Source organism: Bacillus sp. AFS029637, from assembly GCF_002584985.1.
Lineage (GTDB): Bacteria > Bacillota > Bacilli > Bacillales > Bacillaceae_G > Bacillus_A.
The window spans coordinates 84354-104836 of sequence record NZ_NUPZ01000001.1 but is presented as its reverse complement, the minus strand read 5'-3'; the positions used below and the strand labels follow the sequence as shown (position 1 = coordinate 104836).

The window sequence follows — 20483 nt, the reverse complement described above, 5'->3', positions numbered from 1 at the left end:
AGGTGTATATATTTAATAGGAAGTTTTGAATAACAGTCAAATGATAACATGATAAAAANNTTTTTATCATGTTATCATTTTTTACTGAAAATTCCTTTTTGCGTAACAAAAAGGTTAAGTATGGTTCAATCACTTTACGAAAAGTTATCAATTATAGATGGTATTTTACAATATCGTTACTATACGTTTCGATGAGGTGAAAATATAACAAAAAGCTTGATAAAACAACATTTGTAAGCAATGTATTCCTAATCCTTTGTTTTGCTTTTTCGTTATATCATATAGTATAATATTCAAAATCAGCAGGGGTTTTTCCTGAACTCTTTGTTGATGAAAGTGGAAAAATTTTTCAGCGTTCTAGGTTGATAAAGTTATGTCGTAACAGGAAATATAAGAACAGATATATAAATAAATAAAAAGAAAATAAAAACGAAAACGAGGGGAACTTTATGAGCCAAAATCAATTCGAATGTCATATTTCAGAAGAAGATGTACAAATGTTAAGAGCGTTAGCGCATCCATTGCGTCTACGCCTAGTAATGGAATTAATGCAACGTGGAACGTGTAATGTAACGCAATTACAGGAAGTATTAGAAATTCCACAATCAACGGTTTCACAACATTTAACGAAATTAAAGCAAAATAAAGTAGTACGCTTTGAAAGACGAGGATTAGAAGTGTATTATCAAATTCATAATGATAAAGTAAGTGAAGTAGTGAAAACATTATTTTCTTAAAATTTGAATATTATGGGAAGAGACGTGTGAAATATACGTCTTTTTTATTTGGAAGAAAAGATTATTTATCAACATGTTGCTTTACCGAATATATTCTAAAGGGAAAAGAAAAAATAGAAAGGAATGCAGTAAGTAAAGGAGGAATAATAGTATGGATATAAAACGCGTGCAACAAATCTTATCTTCTTCAAGTAGAGTTGATGTTACATATGAGGGTGTACCAGTATGGATTGAGAGCTGTGATGAGCAGAGAGGGATTGCTCAAGTGTATGATGTATCTAATCCTGGAGAAAGCGTTCACGTGGACGTGACGGCTTTAGAGGAGAAGTAATAGAAAAGACGCTTCTAAATTTTAGAAGCGTCTTTTTTGTGTGTTATTCCATCATATGTGCAATTTTCTTAGAGAACATAAGAAGTACTAATCCAAGTACGATTACGATAATACCGATGCTTGCGAATACTTCTAAGTATCCTAAAGATTGAGTGAAAGCAGCTAATTGTCCTGCTAACAAGTTAGCGCATCCAGTACCAGCTAACCATACACCCATTAATAATGATGCTAATTTAACAGGAGCGATTGCACTTACCATAGATAATCCGATTGGTGATAAGAATAACTCACCGATTGTGTGGAACATGTAAGTGAATACAATGAATAATAAGTTTGCTTTTATTGTAATGTTACTTTCATCACTACCAGTTTTTAAAACAGCTAAAGTTAGAACTAAGTATCCGATCCCTAGTAAAATCATACCTAATGCCATTTTTGTTGGGATTTTTAAATCACCATTTTTTGTTTTTGAAAGTTTAATCCATAATGCAGAAACAGGTAATGCCAATATGATAATGAACAATGGGTTTACAGATTGGAACCAAGGTGTTGGAATTGTAAATCCACCAATTGTACGATCCACGAACTTATCTGTGTAAAGTGTTAAAGAACTACCTGCTTGCTCGAATCCTGCCCAGAAGAATACAACGAAACAAGTTAAAATTAAAATTGCAACTGTACGTTTTTTCTCTTGTGATGTTAAAGGTTTTTTCTCAATTACTTTTGCATTGTTTTCTTTAGATTGTTTTCCAACAACAGTTGTTCCGATAGATCCTAAGTAACGAGGAGCTAATAAATTAAATGCAATCTGACCGATAATCATACCGATACATGCTGTTAAGAATCCGTATTTATAATCTGCGAAATAACCGCAAATGAATGGAGCAACAAAAGCTCCTAAGTTAATTCCCATGTAGAAGATAGTAAAGGCACTATCACGACGAGAATCGTTTTCGCTATATAGTTGACCTAATAAAGTCGAAATATTTGGTTTGAAGAATCCGTTACCAATAACTAATAATCCTAATCCTAAAAATAGTCCAGTTTTCGTGTTCATTGAAAATAGTACAAAGTTACCAAGTGCCATAATGATACCACCGATGGTAATGGCATGTCGCTTCGTAATGAAATGGTCAGTTAACCAACCACCGATAATCGGTGTGAAATATACGAACATTGTGAAAAGACCGTATATTTGTACTGCAACTGCTTTATCAAATCCTAAACCGCCGCTTACTAAGCTCGTTGTTAAATAAAGAACTAATAAGCCACGCATTCCGTAATAACTAAATCTTTCCCATGCCTCTGTAAAGAACAACAAGTATAACCCTGGTGGATGTTTTTTTGGTGATTGTTGTTCTCCAGCTTTTTCTAATTTTAAAGCTGCATCCATTTTTGTTTCCCCCTAATCCTGTATAACGGATATTTATGTAATTATTTTAATTCACAAAATATTTAGAAGTCAATAGAATTATATGGAAATAGAAAGAAAATTTCTAAAAAAATTCTATTTTTCTTCAACCGTTATTGTATTTTTCCCTGAAAACGATATAATAAGCGTTTTCAAATGTAATAATTGAATTCTAAAAGAAAATAAAATAGTGATTAATCAGAAAATTTAGATTAGAGAATCTATTCTGGTATAAAGAAAATATATTTTATTTACTTTTATAATATAACATATTGGGAATAAAAATACAAAATGAAATAATGTGACAGTTCACTGAAATAAAAATAACCAACTCCATAGAAAAGGGAGTTGGTTATTTTTTATTATTTAATAAAGCGTTTTTCAATGTCGTCTAGCATTAAGTTCGCAGCTAGTACACCACCAGCTGTATTCCAAATTACATCATCAACTTTATACACTTTATTGTTTTTAGAAGCATTTAAATTTTTGAATAGAGGATCGTTTATATAATCTTTCTCTAATTCAGAACCTTTTTTCTCATTACCTTTATCGTATGTGAAGTAGAAAATGATATCTCCATCCATTGCAGGGATACGCTCTTTAGACACATTACGTTCTGCAAAGTCATTTTTATTTTGATCACCAGGACGTTTGAAACCAAGCTCTTTTAGAATAACGCCAGAGAATGTATCGCCATGATAAATACGAACATCACCAGGCATGAAGCGGACCATAGAGATTTCCTGATTTACTTGATCTCCAAGTTTGCCTTGTAAGTCTTTTATACGTTTGTCGTAATTAGCTAAAACCTTTTGCCCTTCTTTTTCTTTATTTACAGTTTTTGCATAAAGTTTGAAATTATCTTTCCATTCTCCGCGTAGTGTTTCTGAAAAAACAGTAGGAGCAATACCTTTTAATTGCTCATATACTTTTTCGTGGCGAAGTTTGTTACCAATGATTAAGTCTGGTTTTAGAGAAGCGATTGTTTCCACATTTACTTGAAGTTCCGTACCGACAGTTTTTACATTTTTCAGTTTATCTTTTGTATGTGGATACCATGGGTTCCCAGTAGGTGCTTCAGCAGCACCTACTGGTGTTACACCAAGGGCAAGTAAAGCTTCTGTTCCTTCATTTGTTAAGACAACGATGCGTTTTGGGTTAGCAGGGACTTCTGTTTTACCCATCGCATGCTCTACAGTGATCATTTCCTTTTTAGTATCTTTCGTTGCTTCTTCTTTGCTATCTGTATTTCCACAAGCACTCAAAAGAAGTGAAAATGCTAGTAAAAATACAAATAATGTAAACGATTTCTTTCTCATGAAATTCATTATGTACCCCCTACATATTGAGAATTTTTTTAATAGCAAGCATGATATTAATACTTCATGGTCCAATTGTCAATGAAAATAATTCTCATTATCGTTGACAATGAGAATTAAGTTGAAATACACTAACAACGTATCATTATACATTGAAGGGGAAACGCTGCATGTTATTAAAAACAAATCAAGCAAAATGGATTGGGTTACTTGTTGGAATCATTGTAGTCGTTATTTGTATTTGGGGAAGTATTATTTTTGGATATACAAATACGAGCTGGAAATTAGCGCTAGATGCATTTTTCCATTTTAATGGTTCAAATGAGCATATTATTATTCAAAATGTACGTCTACCAAGGGCACTAATTGCGGCCAGTGTTGGTGCTAGTTTAGCCATCGCGGGTTGTTTGATGCAAACTTTAACTAAGAACCCACTTGCTTCTCCAGATTTTATTGGATTAAATTCAGGTGCTGCTTTCTTTATAGTTGTAGCAATTGTACTTTTTTCTGTTACGTCTTTATCAGCTTTCACTTGGATTGCCTTTTTAGGAGCGGCAGTTGCAGCAGTACTTGTATTTGCTTCTAGTTCTTTAGGGAAAGAAGGGACAACCCCTCTTAAGTTAACATTAGCAGGTGTCGCGATAAGTGCTTTATTCTCATCATTAACACAAGGGTTACTTGTTTTAAATGAAAAGGCGATGGAAGAGGTATTATTTTGGCTTGCTGGATCTGTACAAGGAAGAAAGTTAGAAATATTACAATCTGTATTCCCGTACCTATTAGTAGGTTGGATTGCATCTCTTATGATGGCGGGGAAAGTAAATACATTAATGATGGGGGAAGACGTTGCAAAAGGACTTGGGCAACGAACAATTTTAATGAAATCACTCGTACTCCTTATTATTGTACTGTTGTCGGGTGGTTCAGTTGCGGTCGCTGGTCCAATTGGATTTATTGGTATTATTACTCCGTATTTTGCAAGAGCTCTTGTTGGAGTAGATCATAGGTGGAGAGTACCGTATAGCGGCTTGTTAGGTGCAATCCTATTACTCTTAGCTGATATAGCAGCAAGATATGTCATTATGCCACAAGAAGTACCAGTAGGGGTTATGACAGCATTTATTGGGGCCCCATTCTTTATTTATATTGCACGTAAGAGAGGGCTTAGCAAATGAAGAAGTATATTCCGTTTCGTATAGGAAAAGATAGGTTCTCATTTTTAATGTATAAACGAGCTATCCTAGTCTTATTCAGTTTATTAGCTATTTTAATAGGATTATTTTTTGCCAGTGCAGGAATGGGCGATATGAAAATTCCTCCTTATGATGTATGGCAAGCGATTACTGGAAATGGCGATGCGATGTCAAATATGGTTGTAAATAAGTTTCGTATGCCACGTATTTTAATTGCCATTCTTGTAGGAATCGCGCTTGCTGTAGCTGGGTGTATTTTACAAGGGCTCGTTCGAAATCCACTTGCTTCTCCGGATATCATTGGAATAACAGGTGGTGCAAGCGTAGCAGTAGTACTCTTTTTAGCGATATTTAGTGATAAAAATAATGCGCTAACAGTAAGCATTCATTATATGCCGCTCGCAGCTTTTGTTGGTGCGACGATTGTTGCGTTTTTTGTATATTTATTTGCATGGAGAAATGACGGGTTATCACCAAGTAGTCTTGTTTTAATTGGTGTTGGATTTTGGGCATTAACAAAAGCGGCAACGACTTTATTTATGTTGTTAGCCCCAATTTATCAAGCGAGTCAAGCGAATGTATGGATTACAGGCACGGTTTATGGTTCTTCATGGGAAAATGTTATGGTACTTGCGCCTTGGGTTCTCATTTTAACGATCGTATCATTTATCGCTGCTAGACATTTAAATGCACAAGAGCTAGGAGATGATATAGCAGTAGGGCTTGGTGTTCCTTTAACGAAGTCGCGTATATTCATGTTACTACTTAGTACAGCTTTAATTGGTGGAGCAGTCGCTTTCGCAGGAGGAATTGGATTTGTCGGTTTAATGGCACCTCATATTTCAAGAAGATTAGTTGGCTCTTTCTATGGTGCATTGCTCCCAGTTGCGGCAATTATCGGTGCAATTCTAGTACTTGCTGCAGATTTAATTGGGCGTACAGTTTTCGCGCCACTTGAAATTCCAGCAGGGGTATTTACATCAGCGATTGGTGCACCTTATTTTATTTATTTACTTTATAAAAGTCGGAATTCATAAAGGGAGATGAATATGCAAAAAGCATTGGAGACGAAACGTTTGACGCTGTCTTATGGTGAAACAATTATTATTGATGAGTTGAATTTAGAAATTCCAAAAGGTGAAATTACAATCTTTATCGGTTCTAACGGTTGCGGAAAATCAACTTTATTACGTTCACTAGCTAGATTGTTAAAGCCAACAACTGGGGACATTTTGTTAGATAATCAAGCAATTCAAAGTATGCAAACGAAGCAAATTGCTCGTCAAATGGCGATATTACCACAAGGGCCTCAAGCACCAGAAGGTCTTACAGTATTGCAACTTGTAAAACAAGGGCGTTATCCATATCAAACTTGGCTGAAGCAATGGTCGGAAAAAGACGAGGAAATGGTACAGAAGGCACTTGCAGCAACGGGTATGACAGAATTTGCTGAGCGCGATGTGCATGCTCTTTCAGGTGGACAACGTCAACGTGCTTGGATCGCAATGACGCTTGCACAAGATACAGATATTATTTTACTGGATGAGCCGACTACATATTTAGATATGACTCACCAAATTGAAGTGCTAGATTTATTATTCGAATTAAATGAAACAGAACAACGAACAATTGTTATGGTATTACACGATTTAAATTTAGCATGTCGCTATGCAGATAATATTGTAGCAATTCAAGATAAACAAATATATGCACAAGGTAAGCCTGAAGAAGTGGTAGACGAAAAACTAGTACGTGATGTATTCCGAATGGAGTGTCAAATCAGTACAGATCCGTTATTTGGAACACCACTTTGTATCCCGCACGGAAGAGGAAGACGATTGGTTAAAAAAGTTGCTCAAGCAATGAGATAAAAAAGGAGATGATGACTCATCTCCTTTTTATTTTTTACAAGAAAATAAGAGGAAGAGAGGAATTCGTAAACGCCGTTCATACTCTTCTTCATTTTGGAAATAGGCTTTATTTGGTGTAGCTTCTTTTAGGTTTGTAATGGTAAAACCAGCTTGTTGTAATAATGTAAAATATTCTTCTGTTGTACGATGATATTTAATAACTTCTTGATCAATCCATGGCTCAACACGTTTTCCTATTTTGAAGTAATCATCAACGAGCCAACTTGTTCTCTTGCCGCTTGTTTGTAAGCTTTCAAATGAAGAGGTAATAACGGGATGTTGAACACTAAAGGTAAAAACACCGTTTGGTTTTAAAGTTTTGTATACATTTTGAAAAATAGTATCAAGATGTTCAATATAATGTAAGGCGAGTCTAGATGTAACTAAATCGAAGGTAGAAGGAGGGTATGTATAATCTTTGAGGTTTATAAAATGAACAGATCCATTTTTATTTTCTAGTTGTTTTTTAGCTTTTTCATACATAAGCTGAGAGCCTTCAATGCCAGTGTAAGAGTGGCAGCCATTTGCTAATAATTCCTCGCCAAACTTAGCGTCACCACAACCTAAATCGAGAATTTGTTTTCCTTTTACATCACCAATGATCTGGAAGAATGCTGGCTTTTCGATTGACTCATTTGGGCTATTTTCTCGATATCTTCGTTTCATATATTGTTCAAAAAATGCTTCGTTATTATATACGTCAGATTCTATAAATGCCATTTCTGAGCCCTCCTAAATATTTTTTTTATTCTATCAAATATGAAAAGTAAAAGATAGATTTCTTGTAATGAATCATTTATAATTTAAAGTTGTAAGCGGTTACTTTAAACTATTTTTCTATAATAAATTCTGAAAACGTGTTAAGCTAGTAGAGGAATTATTAGAACTATTAAGACAATAATTCGCTTACATGAACGATGGGAGGCTTCACGATGTCTAGTAAAACACTTGCGAAATTTTTAGAAGAGAATTTAGAGGATTTAAAATCAAAGGGGCTTTATAACGTAATTGATCCGCTTGAGAGTTCAAATGGACCGATTATTACAATTGCCGGAAAAGAATATATTAACTTATCTTCAAACAACTATCTTGGATTAGCGACAGATAGCCGTTTGCAAGAAGCAGCAATTGGTGCCATTCATAAGTACGGCGTTGGAGCAGGAGCTGTTCGTACAATTAACGGTACTTTAGATTTGCATATTAAATTGGAAGAAACAATTGCAAAGTTTAAACATACAGAAGCAGCGATTGCTTATCAATCAGGGTTCAACTGTAATATGGCAGCGATTTCAGCTGTTATGGATAAAAATGATGCGATTCTTTCAGATGAATTAAATCATGCATCTATTATTGATGGTAGTCGTCTATCAAAAGCAAAAATTATTGTATATAAGCATTCTGATATGGAAGATTTACGCCAAAAAGCCATTGCGGCGAAAGAATCAGGTCTTTACAATAAATTAATGGTAATTACAGATGGTGTCTTTTCAATGGATGGAGATGTTGCAAAACTACCAGAAATTGTTGAGATTGCAGAAGAATTAGATTTAATGACATACGTAGATGATGCACATGGTTCAGGTGTACTTGGCAAAGGTGCAGGAACTGTAAAGCACTTCGGTCTGTCTGATAAAGTTGATTTCCAAATTGGTACATTATCAAAAGCAATTGGGGTAATTGGTGGATATGTAGCTGGGAAACAAAACTTAATTGATTGGTTAAAAGTTCGTTCACGCCCATTCTTATTCTCTACAGCGTTAACACCAGCTGATGCAGCAGCTTGCATGAGATCAATTGAAATCTTAATGGAAAGCACAGAACTGCATGATCGTCTATGGGAAAATGGTCGCTATTTAAAACAAGGGCTAAAAGAACTTGGCTTTAACATTGGAGAAAGCGAAACACCAATTACACCTTGTATTATTGGTGATGAAGTATTAACACAAGAATTTAGTAAACGTCTAAATGAAGAAGGCGTATACGCAAAATCTATTGTATTCCCAACTGTGGCAAAAGGAACGGGCCGCGTTCGTAATATGCCTACAGCAGCTCATACGAAAGAAATGTTAGATGAAGCAATTCGTAAGTATGAAAAAGTAGGGAAAGAAATGGGTATCATTTAAATAACGACATCTTTTGAATAGCTTGCAAATGAGGAGTGGGAAAAATGAAAAAAATTCTAGTAACCGGTTCTTTAGGGCAAATTGGTTCTGAACTTGTAATGAAACTTCGTGATGTATACGGTGCATCGAACGTTATTGCAACAGATATTCGTGAAACAGATAGCGAAGTAGTAACGTCTGGCCCATTTGAAACGTTAGATGTAACAGATGGACAAAAGTTACATGATATTGCAAAGCGTAATGAAGTAGATACAATTATTCATTTAGCAGCGTTACTTTCAGCAACGGCAGAAAAAAATCCATTATTTGCTTGGAATTTAAATATGGGCGGACTGGTAAATGCTCTAGAAGCAGCTCGTGAATTAAACTGTAAGTTCTTCACGCCAAGTTCTATCGGTGCATTCGGGCCATCAACGCCGAAAGATAATACGCCACAAGACACAATCCAACGTCCTACTACGATGTATGGGGTAAACAAAGTAGCAGGAGAATTACTATGTGATTACTACCATCAAAAGTTTGGTGTTGATACGCGCGGTGTACGTTTCCCAGGTTTAATTTCTTACGTAGCTCCTCCAGGAGGCGGAACAACTGACTATGCAGTTGAAATTTATTATGAGGCGATTAAAAAAGGCACATACACCTCATACATTGCAGAGGGAACATACATGGATATGATGTATATGCCTGATGCTTTACAAGCAATCATTTCATTAATGGAAGCTGATCCAACTAAATTAGTGCATAGAAATGCGTTTAACATTACAGCAATGAGCTTCGAGCCAGAGCAAATCGCAGCGTCAATTCGTAAACACATTCCGACGTTTACAATGGATTACGCAGTAGACTCTGCTCGTCAAACAATCGCTGATAGCTGGCCAAACTCTATTGACGCAACTGCGGCAATGCAAGAGTGGGGCTTTAAAGCAGAATACGATTTAGACAAAATGACAACGGACATGTTGGCTAAGTTAAAAAAAAAGCACATAGCTGAGTTAGTAATGAATTAATAGGAAGAGCCAATTCTTAGGAATTGGCTCTTCATTATTTTAGGAAGGAAGAAAAGCAACATGCAAAGAGTTGATGTCGTATATGCACTCATACATGATGAAGAAAAAGATAAAATATTAATGGTACATAATGTAGAACAAAACGTTTGGTCATTGCCAGGCGGGGCTGTGGAAAAAGGTGAAATATTAGAGGAAGCACTAATAAGAGAAGTGAAAGAAGAGACAGGTTTAACTGCTACGTTAGGTGGACTTGTTGCGATCAATGAAAAATTCTTTAAAGAGTCAGGGAATCATGCGCTATTTTTTACATTCCGAGCAAATGTAGTAAAAGGTGAACTTATGGCAGAAGATGAAGAGGAAATTTCTGCAATAGAGTGGGTGGATCGAACAATCGCAAATGAGCGATTCCCATACTATGACGGGGGATTTGAATCATTATTAGAAATAGCCATTCCATACAAGTTTCAACCAGAAACAAAGTGATTGAAAGAAAAAAACAGGAGCGACAACGCTCCTGTTTTTCTATTCAATCGTCTTCAGTAATAACTTTTTCAATAGCGGTTTAATCTTCAATCGTAAATCTTCAGCGTGATTTGCAACTAAGAAGTGATGGTTATAAATGTTCTTCATTAATTGATAAGTTGCTTCTTTCGCTTCGCCTTCTTCGATGAAGATTCCGATTACTTCCATACCACTTTTACGAGCAAGTTTGACAGCTTCATGCGTATCTAAAATACCGTCTTGTTGGTAGTCTAGTGCAGAAGGCTCACCGTCTGTGAAGACAAGTAAGAATTTATGCTTTTCTGGTCTTTTTGCAAGCTTTTCAGAAACGATACGAATAATATATCCATCGCGATTATCTTCTTCTTCACGAAGCTGCATAATTTCGGGACCAACGTTTGGTAACGTTGAGTTTTTATACGTTACAACTTCATGGATAACGTTCGGCTTATCTTCAGGTTTAGCACTAGAAGCATCTTCCCAAAATCCGCTAATAGCGTGCGGGATTTTTAAAGATTTCAACGCTTCATGGAATAGGACCACACTCTTTTTCGTTTCTTCCATTTTGTTATACATAGAACCAGAGCAGTCCACTAGTAGTTTGAATGCAACGTCGAGCTCTTGTGATTCTTGCCCTTTTTTATAAAACATGCGAGGCTGCTTTTCAGTATAAATACGAAGGAATTTCTTACGAAGTCTTCCGTAATATTTATCACTGTTTGCGTTTGTTTTATTTTCAATCGTTTTTTCGATAATTTTCTTTAATTCTTTTACATCTTTATTAACGACTGATTTGATAGCTTGGTAATCTTTTTTCTCGTCAGGATTTGGTTTACGTGCTTCTTTAAATGTATGAGAAGCGCCAGTGTTATACTTACCGTATGCACCGTCGTTTTGGCTAGAAGCGTGTGAAGCTCGTGCTTCTTCTGTGTTAGCACCATCAAAGTTAGATTGTGTACTTTTTTGAGAAGTACCTTGTACGGAACCTAGTGCCTGATCGCCATCTTCCGATTCACGAGCAGTATCACCCATCATATTTGTCTTTGTTCCGCTTTCTAATTCAAAGCGTAAGAAATTCTCGTTTTCATTGTTTTTATTTTCACGGTGCCATGTTGAGAAGCTTTCATCCATTTTGTTTTTATTTTCATCGTCATCTATGAGCTGCGTATCATCATTTGCTAAATCTTCGACGCGACAGTTTTTTTCGTCTGCAATGACAGATAAATAAAGCGGTGCATGCCCGAAATAGTTGTTAAGCATATCACTTTCAAGAAGCTCCTCTAAGCGATAGCGAATTTTCTCAACGATATACATAATATCTTCCGTATTACGAGCTTGGAATGTTTCATGCAGAATAGCTTCAATTTGCTCGAAATATTCATTATTAAACATTTCATATTTGTCGCTCGTTAATGAAAGGTAACAGAGACAAAATAGACGATCGCCATGATAGTTACGAACACGGTTTATTTCATTTTGTGAGCCGAAGTAATTGCGATACATTTCTTTTCGGCGTCTAAAAATATGCTTTGTGCCAGGGCGTAAGCTTTTTACGATTTCCTCAACGCGTAAATCTTCTAATAGAACAAATAATTGGGTTAAAAACTTTTTTAGGGGCGATTCTTGCAATTCAATCGCATAAGAACGAATTAAAGTCATGTCCGAGTAATGTTTATTGCCAAGTGCTTTTAAGAACACTTCGCTTTTTAATCCGATTACTGTATCTTCTTCTTTTCGATCATCCCAAAAGTGACTAATGACAACTTTCTTTTCAAGCTCGTCGTAGTATGCTTTATAGCCATATTCAAGGTAGGCATCGTCTTCCTTTAGAAGGGCATACATTAAGTTTTCCATTTGTAGAAACAGCGACGCATCAATTTTTTTGTCACTAAAAATTTGTCTCATGAATTATCCCTCAAAGAAATAACTTTCTGCTAATTCACGGACAGTCATTTGTTCTGTTTCATCATTTAATTTTGCAATAATGCTTCGTTCAATTGCACGCATAACAGGAATATATACACCTAAATCACATGCGTCGATAATGCCACGAATACTGGCAGCTTCTTCACTTACACGTCCATCGTGAGCTAAAGGCATAAGGTCGCTTGCAAATGCAACGAATTTTTCAATTGTTGCAGTATCTTTTAATTTTGATTCTGCTAATAATAGTTCTTTTAATGTATCACCTTGGATGTAAGGAACTTCAATAATAACGAAACGATTTTTTAATGCTTCGTTTAGTTCGCTTGTCCCAACGTAACCTTCATTAATCGCAGCGATTACACGATATTCGTCATCGCCGTATACAACTTCTTGTGTAAACGGGTTTGTAATCATTTTACGGTAATCTAATGCACCGTGAAGAAGTGGTAACGTTTCAGGTTTTGCCATATTGATTTCATCAATATATAGGAAATGACCGTTCTTCATTGCTTTCATAAGAGGACCGTTAACGAATGTTACTTCAGATGCACCATCTTTCGTTTGCAATGTGTTGTATCCTAAAATACCTTCTACATCTAAGTCGACAGAGCAGTTAATGCTATGCATTGGTTTTTGGAATAAAGAAGAAAGAGTTTCTGCTAGTACTGTTTTACCACTACCAGTCGGCCCTTTTAATAGAATGTTTTTGCCAAGAAGAAGTGCTGTAATAGCATCTTCGATAATGCTGTTATCAGACGCTTTATATATTTTTGTACCGATTAAATGTGCATTTTCACCAGCTTCTTGCTTATTCTTTTCATGAATTGTAGAAAGCTGCTGTTTTAAATCAGCATGTATATGAAATTTTTCTAACATGTATTTCCCACCTAACATTATTTTCATAAAGCAATACATCTTATGATAACTTGTTTTAATATGGTATGCAAAGAAAAGGAGAAGGACAAATATAAAAGAAAAAGCAATCAATAATACATTGATTGCTTATAGTAATGGAGAAATGAGCCTCATAAAAGACTCCAATATTCGTTTTTTTATACTTCTTTTTTGGAACGAGTTCCATTTAATTTCAGTAGAATGCTTAAAGTCTTCTTCAAAATCTCGCTTAATATCATGCACAGTTTCTGATTCATAAAGTACACTTATAATTTCATAATTCAATTCAAAACTGCGTACATCCATATTTGCGGTACCGATTGTTGCAATTTTATCATCAACGAGTACAATTTTGGCGTGCATAAAACCATCTTTATAACTGTAAATGGAAGCACCGGCTTTTAGAAGTGGAGTGAAATAGGATTGAGATGCTTGATCGCTAATAATACTGTCACTTTTACCTGGATATAAAATGCGTACATCTATTCCAGAAATCGCACTTAAGCGTAATAATGTTAACGTTTCTTGATCTGGAATAAAGTATGGTGTAGCGATCCAAATTGATTTTTTTGCAGAGCCCATAACTGCTAATAATGTATTGCGAATGCTTTTATCATCAGAGCTTGGTCCACTCGCTACAATTTGCACAGCACCTTCTGCACTTGAAATTTCTTTCCCTGGGAAGTACTGTCTATTCATAAATTGCTCCCAAGAATAAGTATTCAACCCGCTAGAGGCATAGAGCCAGTCTTCTAAAAAGATTGCTTGTAATTTATACAATGCTTTTCCTTCTATTTTTAAATGACTATCACGCCAAACTGGGAATTTTTTTGAACGGCCAAGATATTCATCGCCGACGTTGAGCCCGCCGGTAAAACCAATTTCTCCATCTACAATGACGATTTTACGATGGTTACGATAATTGACTGTTTCAAGTAACCAAGCTGAAAAAATAGGGTCAAATTCTACAATTTCAATACCAGCTTCTTTCATAGGCTGTAAAAATCGCCTTCTTAACGTATTACTTCCGAGTCCATCAAAAAGGAAGCGTACAATAACACCAGCTTTTGCTTTTTTTATTAACGCATCTCGTACTTTTGTACCAATTTCATCAGATTTATAAATATAGTATTGAATATGTATGTGATGTTTTGCCTGCTCGATAGCTTGCAAAATTTCTGAGAATGTTTGATCCCCGTTTGTTAAAAGTTTTGTCGTTGTTCTATCTGCGGCAGGACCGCCTCCAAATTTTTGCACGACTTCTGTTAAATGTACGGAACGTTCATGTAACGGAACGGTGAGTGATAATTCTAATCTTCTTCCTTCTAATATTTCACGGAATAATTTTCTTTGTTCTTCTGAACGATGGAGATGTTTTTTTCTTCTCCAACGGCTACGACCGAAAATAGAGTATAAAAGTACCCCGATAATAGGTAGAAGCGCCAATACTAAAAACCAAGCTAATGTGCTTTGGGGAGACCTATTTTCGATAAAAATAACGAATGAAATCCCTACGATTGTTATAGACCATAGCGCACCCACGAATGTATATAGCGAGATAGCTGATATATCTAAAAGTAAAAGAACGATAGATACAATTGTAAATACTAATAATAATTGAACGATAGGTTTCTTCATTTTTATATAATTCCTCTAATCTTTCTTGAATATAGACTTTTTAAATAGGAGATATAATGTGACATTTTTATTATAAAGTGTTTTTTGTTTTTTACAAAATATAGGTATTTCCCTATACTTTCCGCATTTGTCCTACATACAGTATATTATTACGTCTTGATATAGAAAAGGGGGATGAATAAAATGTATGGTCGTCCAATTGGAGGATTTGGTCATGGGGGATATAGTTATCCATATTACCAGGATTATTCTTATTATACAGGTTATCAACAAGATCCATATTATTCATACAACACTTATTAAGGCGAGGAACTTGAAAAGGAGAGAGGAAAAATGAACTATATAGAACATAACGGTTTGTATTATCGTAATCATCATGGAGGGTACCATAATCACGGCGGACATAATCATCATGGTGGACACAATCATTATGATCATCATCATCATCACGGTGGTGGATGGGGCTGGGGAGGTGGCTCTTGGGGTGGCGGATTTTCCCCTGGAAGTTTTGCAGGAGGCATGTTAGGCGGGCTTACAGCAGGTGCATTAACAGGTGCAACAAGTGGAGGCTATTATCCAGCACCGTACCCGGTAACATATCCAGCACCATATCCAGTTCCATACCCAAGTTATCAGCAAATACCATACCAGTATTAGACTAAAAAAAGAGGTGATCCTCTTTTTTTAGTTTAATACTGTAATTATTTATAAAATACTTCCAAAATAAAGGTGAAAATATGTTAATATTTTGTTATTGTAATTCAAAAACATATATACCAATTTAGATTTTTATATTATTATTCGCGAATAATTGTATAGTATGTTTTAACTTCTATTCTGATATGTAAGGAATGGAAGTTAAATATAAGAGGAATTAGTTGAATAGAGCTAGTTAAAGGAACGTAAGAGAATGAATGCAGTATAATAAGGAAAGACAATCAGAGAGATGAGAAGCTACTACTTATAATTGAAACGGTATTATATTGCTTTTTACTACAAATAATATTATGTTATTTTAATCGGCCTATTTAAAACTATTGTTTATGTAAAGGTCTATTATGAGGAAATGAAATATCTCTATTTCTATGAAGAGAAACGAGTTGTGTTTTAGTCAGATAGGAAGCAAGGAGAGATGCGCATGCTAGAACAAAGAGGTCATGCATTATATGACTCTTCATTGCGAGATTTAAAGATGGCATTAGATGAGTCTTCAATTGTTGCAATTACAGATCGAAAAGGTCTTATTACATATGTAAATGATAAGTTTTGTGAAATCTCTAAATATACAAGAGAAGAGCTAATGGGAAAAGATCATCGTATTTTAAATTCAGGATATCATCCGAAAGCATTTTTTCAAATACTATGGAAGCGTATTTTGAATGGAAAAGTTTGGACAGGAGAAATTCGAAATAAAGCAAAAGATGGTACATATTATTGGGTTAAAACAACAATTGTTCCATTTTTAAATGAAAAAGGAGAGCCATATCAGTTTATTGCGATCCGAAATGATATTAGTAGTAGAAAAGAAGCAGAACAAAGATTACGGTTAAGCGAAAGTCGATATAGAGAACTTGCATACCATGATGCGTTAACGAGTTTACCAAATCGTTTACAGTTAATTACGACTGTAAATAAGATGATTGTAGAGAAAATAGAATTTGGTATGATTTACTTTGATTTAGATCGTTTTAAATTAGTAAATGATACGTTAGGTCATATGATAGGAGATTTACTTTTAAGTGAAGTCGCTTCACGATTGCATTATGTGTTAGGAGAGAAAGATGTTCTGGCTAGGCTTGGTGGAGATGAATTTGTACTGTTAACAAAAAAACATACACAAGATGAGATGAGGCAGCTAGCGACATCTGTATTGTCATGTTTTCAGGCACCATTTATGCTGGAAGGTCATGAAGTATACATTTCAGCTAGTCTAGGGCTTTGTTCATATCCACAAGATGGACAAGATGTGGAAACACTATTGAAAAATTCGGATTTAGCTATGTACAGTGCGAAAGAACAAGGCAGGAACGCGGCGTGTTTCTTTACAGATGAGTTACGTGCCAAAATAAATCGTAGAATGAAGATTGAGTTCGCCTTGCAAAAGGCAATTCGTGATGAAGAATTAGATGTGGCATTACAACCTATCATTGATTTGAAAACGAAGAAATATACTGGTGTTGAGGCATTAGTACGCTGTACGACAGCAGAAGGTCCTATTTCACCAAGTGAATTTATCCCTGTAGCTGAAGAGTGTGGACTTATTATAAAACTAGGGGACTGGGTATTAGAAAAATCATGCCGATTGTTTAAAACATTACCAGAGTATGAAGAAGGATTAAAATTATCAGTGAATTTATCGATACAACAATTAATGCAAAAGCGTTTTATTTTGTCTGTACGTAGTATTTTAAGGAGAACAGGTTTTCCTCCGAATCGTTTAATTTTAGAAATAACGGAAAGTATTGCTGTTCGCCATTTCGATTATATTATCGCTACATTACAAGAAATCAGAAGTATGGGCGTTTTAATTGCTTTAGATGATTTTGGAACGGGCTATTCTTCTTTATATTATTTAAAACAACTACCACTTGATATCGTAAAAATTGATCGTAATTTTATTCGTGAATTCCATTATGAACACGCGCAACCAGAGCGAACAATTGTAAAATCTGTTATTGAAATTGCCCATAGTTTAAATTTAGCAGTAGTTGCTGAAGGGGTAGAAAACGTAGAACAAGAAAGTTTACTACAATCCATGGGTTGTGATTACGTACAAGGATTTTATTATGCGAAACCTTTATCTGTAGGAGAGTTAAAAGGAAAGTTAATTACAGATTTCTAATAAAAAAGAGAAGCCAGAAGCTTCTCTTTTTTTAATTTGTTTTTTGTGAGTCTCTCATTAGTATTGGGTAAAGAATCAGACCTAATATAAACAATCCAATTCCTAAGAAGAATGTTTTTAAATCAGCTGTTCCCGTTTTGATAACCCAAATGGAGTATACCAATGCCAATATAGTAATGATTCCATCTTTTACTCGAGAGCCTGGCATTACATCATACGTTTCTCCTGTAATAACTAATTTTAATTGGTACAAGGTAGAAACAAGGTATGGAATTAAATATGCTAATGTTGCTACGATGATAGCGAAATTATATGCTTCTGAAACAGAACCAGAAATCGTTGAAAATAAGAAAATTTGTGTCATTACATTTGTAATGAGTAATGATTTTGAAGGACTTCCTTTTTTATTTGTTTTGCCGAAAAACTTAGGGAAAAGTCCATTTTTTGCTGCCTGGTAAGGTACTTCTGAACTCACAACAATCCAACCAACAGTAGATCCAAACAAAGATACAAGTGCAAGTAAAGCCATGATGTAGGCACCTTTATTGCCAATTGCTAAATTTAATGCGTCTACTAATGGTTTTTGAGATTCCTTTAAAGCATCTTGCGGAAGAGCTCCCATTGTAAGTAAAGTAATTGACATGTAAATAAGAAGAGCGATAATTAAGCCGAAAATCGTAGCCTTCTTTACATCGCGCTGAGATTTTGCACGGTTTGAAAGCATTACAGCAGACTCAATACCGATAAATGCCCAAAGTGTTGCGATAGCAGCTGAATTAATTTGCCCACCTAACGAAATAGATTGTCCAGCTTCATTCATAAATGTTTGACCGTCTCCAAAATTAGAGGCATTGAAAATGAATAATGTAATCACAATAAACATTGTAAATCCAATAATTTTTGCGATAGTAGCAAGAAGGTTCATGTTACCAGCCTGGTCAATATTTTGAGAAAGAATATATTGAATTCCCCATAACATAAGGCTACATACGAGGAAAGTTAAAGCTTTTCCGAGTTCTAGTGAAAATCCGTTCGTTGAAAAAAGGATTTGCTTACTTTGTAAAACTGGAAAGAATGTTGATAAATATCCAGCAAAGGAAATAATAACAGATGCTGTTGCAGCCCAGTTCGCAGCCCAATATCCCCATGCCATACTATATCCTGCAACTTTACCTGCTTTTTTTGAAGGGAACATTGCTTGAGCGTAACTTTGTGGTCCTGCTTTTAATTCTGGTTTACGGATTGCTAAATTTCCAAATACGAGTGCAATCATAAATACGCCAAGTCCTGTAATACTCCATGCAAGTGTAGAACCCATCGGACCTGATACTTGTGCTAAATTTGCTGGGAGCATAAACACGCCACCGCCAACCATATTTCCGATAACAAAAGCTGTTAAAATCCATAATCCCCATTTTTTCGTTTCCATTTTTGTTAACTCCTTTGTAGTAAGGTTTGCTTAAACATCATTTTTTACTAGCTTTTTGGGTAATAAAAAAAGAGCCATGTAGATAAAAAATACCTACATGGCTCTTTGCCAAAGCGTAGGTACAATGGGAATAACCCTTGTACCTACGCGTAATTTTTCCGCTAGGTTTCAAGGGTTACGTATGATGATGATGTTTTTGTGCAAATGTAACTACAATTGTTGTATAAGTAAGCATAGTTCTTTGCTCCCTTTCTCCTCTGATTTTGAAATTAGTATACTACATGCTTTTTTGAATGAAAAGAAAAATATAAAACTTTTTATAAAAATACGTTTTAGAGATTAAATATTTACCTTTATTTTTCCTATACTGGAAAATAAGTGAGAGATTGGCAGAAGAGTGTAGCGTGGTATAATACATATAGAATTAGAAGGTGACAAGGGGCTATTGTAGATGATGAGTAAGTATGAACAAATTTATACAGAAATCAGCAAGTCTATTGATAATAAGCAATTAAAAGAGGGATGCAAAATCCCATCAGAAACTGAATTAATGAAGCAGTATGAGGCAAGCCGAGGTACTGTAAGAAAAGCAGTTGATTTATTGCAAGAGCGTGGATATGTTCAAAAAATACATGGAAAAGGTGTTTTTGTTTTAAAGCGAAAAAATATTGAGTTTAACTTCGGTGGCATTGTAAGTTTTCAAGAAGAAAATGAGCGTTTAGGACGTCATTGTATTACAGAAGTTGTGGAAATGGAGAAAGAAGAAGCGACAAAAGAAGTTGCAAAACTGTTAAATGTGAAAGAAAAAACAGAAATCGATCATATTAAACGTGTACGAAATATTGATGGAGAAAAAGTAATTTTAGATATCAATCATTTTGTATCTGAATTTATCCCAGGGTTAACGAGAGAAATCGCAACTGCATCAATTTATAAATACATTGAGAAAGAACTAGGGTTACATATTAGCTATTCACAGAGGGTAATCGAAGTACAGCCGTGTACAGAGGATGACAGAAAGTATTTAGATTTAAATGGAACAGACTATGTTGTCGTTGTGAAAAACTTTACACACTTGTACGATGGTAGTCAGTTCGAATATACAGAATCACGCCACCGCTTAGATATTTTTCACTTTTCAGATGTGGCGCGGAGAAAGTAAAGAGATGAAACAAAATATTGTTTCATCTCTTTTTTTTATCCCGCTATTCCCACCTTA

At 35.2% G+C, this 20483-nt stretch carries 18 protein-coding genes; 11 read left to right on the top strand and 7 right to left on the bottom strand.

Annotated features, from left to right (window positions below; translation table 11 throughout):
* Positions 1-449 precede the first annotated feature (449 nt).
* Both COE49_RS00500 and COE49_RS00495 read left to right on the top strand, forming a co-directional pair.
* Positions 450-737, top strand: coding sequence for an ArsR/SmtB family transcription factor (locus tag COE49_RS00500; protein WP_000081427.1), 288 nt, complete (start codon positions 450-452; stop codon positions 735-737).
* A 151-nt stretch (positions 738-888) separates the two neighbouring features.
* The gene (locus COE49_RS00495) at positions 889-1068 is read left to right on the top strand and encodes an acid-soluble spore protein H (protein WP_088232504.1); all 180 of its coding nucleotides are present in this window, start codon (positions 889-891) and stop codon (positions 1066-1068) included.
* A gap of 43 nt (positions 1069-1111) precedes the next feature.
* Here the strand turns inward: COE49_RS00495 and COE49_RS00490 are convergent, their stop codons facing one another.
* Positions 1112-2461 (bottom strand): peptide MFS transporter, encoded by a 1350-nt coding sequence (locus tag COE49_RS00490; protein WP_088232505.1) that lies wholly within the window; start codon positions 2459-2461, stop codon positions 1112-1114.
* Between the two features lie 380 nt (positions 2462-2841).
* Positions 2842-3807 (bottom strand): ABC transporter substrate-binding protein, encoded by a 966-nt coding sequence (locus COE49_RS00485; RefSeq protein WP_088232506.1) that lies wholly within the window; start codon positions 3805-3807, stop codon positions 2842-2844.
* 161 nt (positions 3808-3968) lie between these two features.
* On the opposite strand from COE49_RS00485, the gene COE49_RS00480 reads away from it, so the two are divergent.
* From COE49_RS00480 to COE49_RS00470, 3 genes are read left to right on the top strand one after another with little or no spacing between them, the layout of a single operon-like run.
* Positions 3969-4973: a FecCD family ABC transporter permease gene (locus COE49_RS00480; RefSeq protein ID WP_088232507.1), complete on the top strand. Its 1005-nt coding sequence runs from the start codon at positions 3969-3971 to the stop codon at positions 4971-4973.
* Positions 4970-6028, top strand: a complete 1059-nt coding sequence (locus tag COE49_RS00475; protein WP_088232508.1) for a FecCD family ABC transporter permease — start codon at positions 4970-4972, stop codon at positions 6026-6028. Before COE49_RS00480 ends, COE49_RS00475 begins: the two co-directional genes overlap by 4 nt.
* A gap of 12 nt (positions 6029-6040) precedes the next feature.
* On the top strand, positions 6041-6862 hold the full coding sequence (locus COE49_RS00470) for an ABC transporter ATP-binding protein (RefSeq protein ID WP_088232509.1): 822 nt from the start codon (positions 6041-6043) through the stop codon (positions 6860-6862).
* Between the two features lie 27 nt (positions 6863-6889).
* Here COE49_RS00470 and COE49_RS00465 read toward each other — a convergent pair whose 3' ends face one another.
* Entirely contained in the window at positions 6890-7621 is a 732-nt protein-coding gene (locus COE49_RS00465; protein ID WP_098357369.1) for a class I SAM-dependent DNA methyltransferase, read from the bottom strand.
* Between the two features lie 212 nt (positions 7622-7833).
* Between COE49_RS00465 and COE49_RS00460 the strand changes: the two genes are divergently transcribed.
* The 3 genes from COE49_RS00460 to COE49_RS00450 are packed head-to-tail and all read left to right on the top strand — an operon-like array spanning position 7834 to position 10517.
* Positions 7834-9024: a glycine C-acetyltransferase gene (locus tag COE49_RS00460; protein ID WP_088232511.1), complete on the top strand. Its 1191-nt coding sequence runs from the start codon at positions 7834-7836 to the stop codon at positions 9022-9024.
* A 44-nt stretch (positions 9025-9068) separates the two neighbouring features.
* Positions 9069-10034, top strand: a complete 966-nt coding sequence (locus tag COE49_RS00455; RefSeq protein WP_098253294.1) for an L-threonine 3-dehydrogenase — start codon at positions 9069-9071, stop codon at positions 10032-10034.
* Between the two features lie 60 nt (positions 10035-10094).
* The gene (locus tag COE49_RS00450; RefSeq protein ID WP_088232513.1) at positions 10095-10517 is read left to right on the top strand and encodes an NUDIX hydrolase; all 423 of its coding nucleotides are present in this window, start codon (positions 10095-10097) and stop codon (positions 10515-10517) included.
* Positions 10518-10556: 39 nt separating this feature from the next.
* On the opposite strand, the gene COE49_RS00445 is transcribed toward COE49_RS00450, so the two are convergent.
* From COE49_RS00445 to COE49_RS00435, 3 genes are all read right to left on the bottom strand, one after another.
* The gene (locus COE49_RS00445) at positions 10557-12440 is read right to left on the bottom strand and encodes a vWA domain-containing protein (RefSeq protein ID WP_098841338.1); all 1884 of its coding nucleotides are present in this window, start codon (positions 12438-12440) and stop codon (positions 10557-10559) included.
* 3 nt (positions 12441-12443) lie between these two features.
* Positions 12444-13337, bottom strand: coding sequence for an ATP-binding protein (locus COE49_RS00440; protein ID WP_088232515.1), 894 nt, complete (start codon positions 13335-13337; stop codon positions 12444-12446).
* A 126-nt stretch (positions 13338-13463) separates the two neighbouring features.
* On the bottom strand, positions 13464-14993 hold the full coding sequence (locus COE49_RS00435) for a cardiolipin synthase (RefSeq protein ID WP_088232516.1): 1530 nt from the start codon (positions 14991-14993) through the stop codon (positions 13464-13466).
* 333 nt (positions 14994-15326) lie between these two features.
* Here COE49_RS00435 and COE49_RS00430 point away from each other — a divergent pair, with 333 nt between their 5' ends.
* The gene (locus tag COE49_RS00430) at positions 15327-15650 is read left to right on the top strand and encodes a cobalt transporter (RefSeq protein WP_088232517.1); all 324 of its coding nucleotides are present in this window, start codon (positions 15327-15329) and stop codon (positions 15648-15650) included.
* Positions 15651-16131: 481 nt separating this feature from the next.
* Positions 16132-17835, top strand: coding sequence for a putative bifunctional diguanylate cyclase/phosphodiesterase (locus tag COE49_RS00425; protein ID WP_088232518.1), 1704 nt, complete (start codon positions 16132-16134; stop codon positions 17833-17835).
* A 31-nt stretch (positions 17836-17866) separates the two neighbouring features.
* On the opposite strand, the gene COE49_RS00420 is transcribed toward COE49_RS00425, so the two are convergent.
* Positions 17867-19264, bottom strand: a complete 1398-nt coding sequence (locus tag COE49_RS00420) for an amino acid permease (protein ID WP_088232519.1) — start codon at positions 19262-19264, stop codon at positions 17867-17869.
* 451 nt (positions 19265-19715) lie between these two features.
* On the opposite strand from COE49_RS00420, the gene treR reads away from it, so the two are divergent.
* On the top strand, positions 19716-20426 hold the full coding sequence (treR, locus tag COE49_RS00415) for a trehalose operon repressor (protein WP_088232520.1): 711 nt from the start codon (positions 19716-19718) through the stop codon (positions 20424-20426).
* Positions 20427-20483: the final 57 nt, after the last annotated feature.

Coding starts and splice junctions, on each gene's coding strand:
- COE49_RS00500 (WP_000081427.1), top strand. CDS start 450: ATGAGCCAAAATCAATTCGAATGTCATATTTCAGAAGAAGATGTACAA.
- COE49_RS00495 (WP_088232504.1), top strand. CDS start 889: ATGGATATAAAACGCGTGCAACAAATCTTATCTTCTTCAAGTAGAGTT.
- COE49_RS00490 (WP_088232505.1), bottom strand. CDS start 2,461: ATGGATGCAGCTTTAAAATTAGAAAAAGCTGGAGAACAACAATCACCA.
- COE49_RS00485 (WP_088232506.1), bottom strand. CDS start 3,807: ATGAATTTCATGAGAAAGAAATCGTTTACATTATTTGTATTTTTACTA.
- COE49_RS00480 (WP_088232507.1), top strand. CDS start 3,969: ATGTTATTAAAAACAAATCAAGCAAAATGGATTGGGTTACTTGTTGGA.
- COE49_RS00475 (WP_088232508.1), top strand. CDS start 4,970: ATGAAGAAGTATATTCCGTTTCGTATAGGAAAAGATAGGTTCTCATTT.
- COE49_RS00470 (WP_088232509.1), top strand. CDS start 6,041: ATGCAAAAAGCATTGGAGACGAAACGTTTGACGCTGTCTTATGGTGAA.
- COE49_RS00465 (WP_098357369.1), bottom strand. CDS start 7,621: ATGGCATTTATAGAATCTGACGTATATAATAACGAAGCATTTTTTGAA.
- COE49_RS00460 (WP_088232511.1), top strand. CDS start 7,834: ATGTCTAGTAAAACACTTGCGAAATTTTTAGAAGAGAATTTAGAGGAT.
- COE49_RS00455 (WP_098253294.1), top strand. CDS start 9,069: ATGAAAAAAATTCTAGTAACCGGTTCTTTAGGGCAAATTGGTTCTGAA.
- COE49_RS00450 (WP_088232513.1), top strand. CDS start 10,095: ATGCAAAGAGTTGATGTCGTATATGCACTCATACATGATGAAGAAAAA.
- COE49_RS00445 (WP_098841338.1), bottom strand. CDS start 12,440: ATGAGACAAATTTTTAGTGACAAAAAAATTGATGCGTCGCTGTTTCTA.
- COE49_RS00440 (WP_088232515.1), bottom strand. CDS start 13,337: ATGTTAGAAAAATTTCATATACATGCTGATTTAAAACAGCAGCTTTCT.
- COE49_RS00435 (WP_088232516.1), bottom strand. CDS start 14,993: ATGAAGAAACCTATCGTTCAATTATTATTAGTATTTACAATTGTATCT.
- COE49_RS00430 (WP_088232517.1), top strand. CDS start 15,327: ATGAACTATATAGAACATAACGGTTTGTATTATCGTAATCATCATGGA.
- COE49_RS00425 (WP_088232518.1), top strand. CDS start 16,132: ATGCTAGAACAAAGAGGTCATGCATTATATGACTCTTCATTGCGAGAT.
- COE49_RS00420 (WP_088232519.1), bottom strand. CDS start 19,264: ATGGAAACGAAAAAATGGGGATTATGGATTTTAACAGCTTTTGTTATC.
- treR (WP_088232520.1), top strand. CDS start 19,716: ATGATGAGTAAGTATGAACAAATTTATACAGAAATCAGCAAGTCTATT.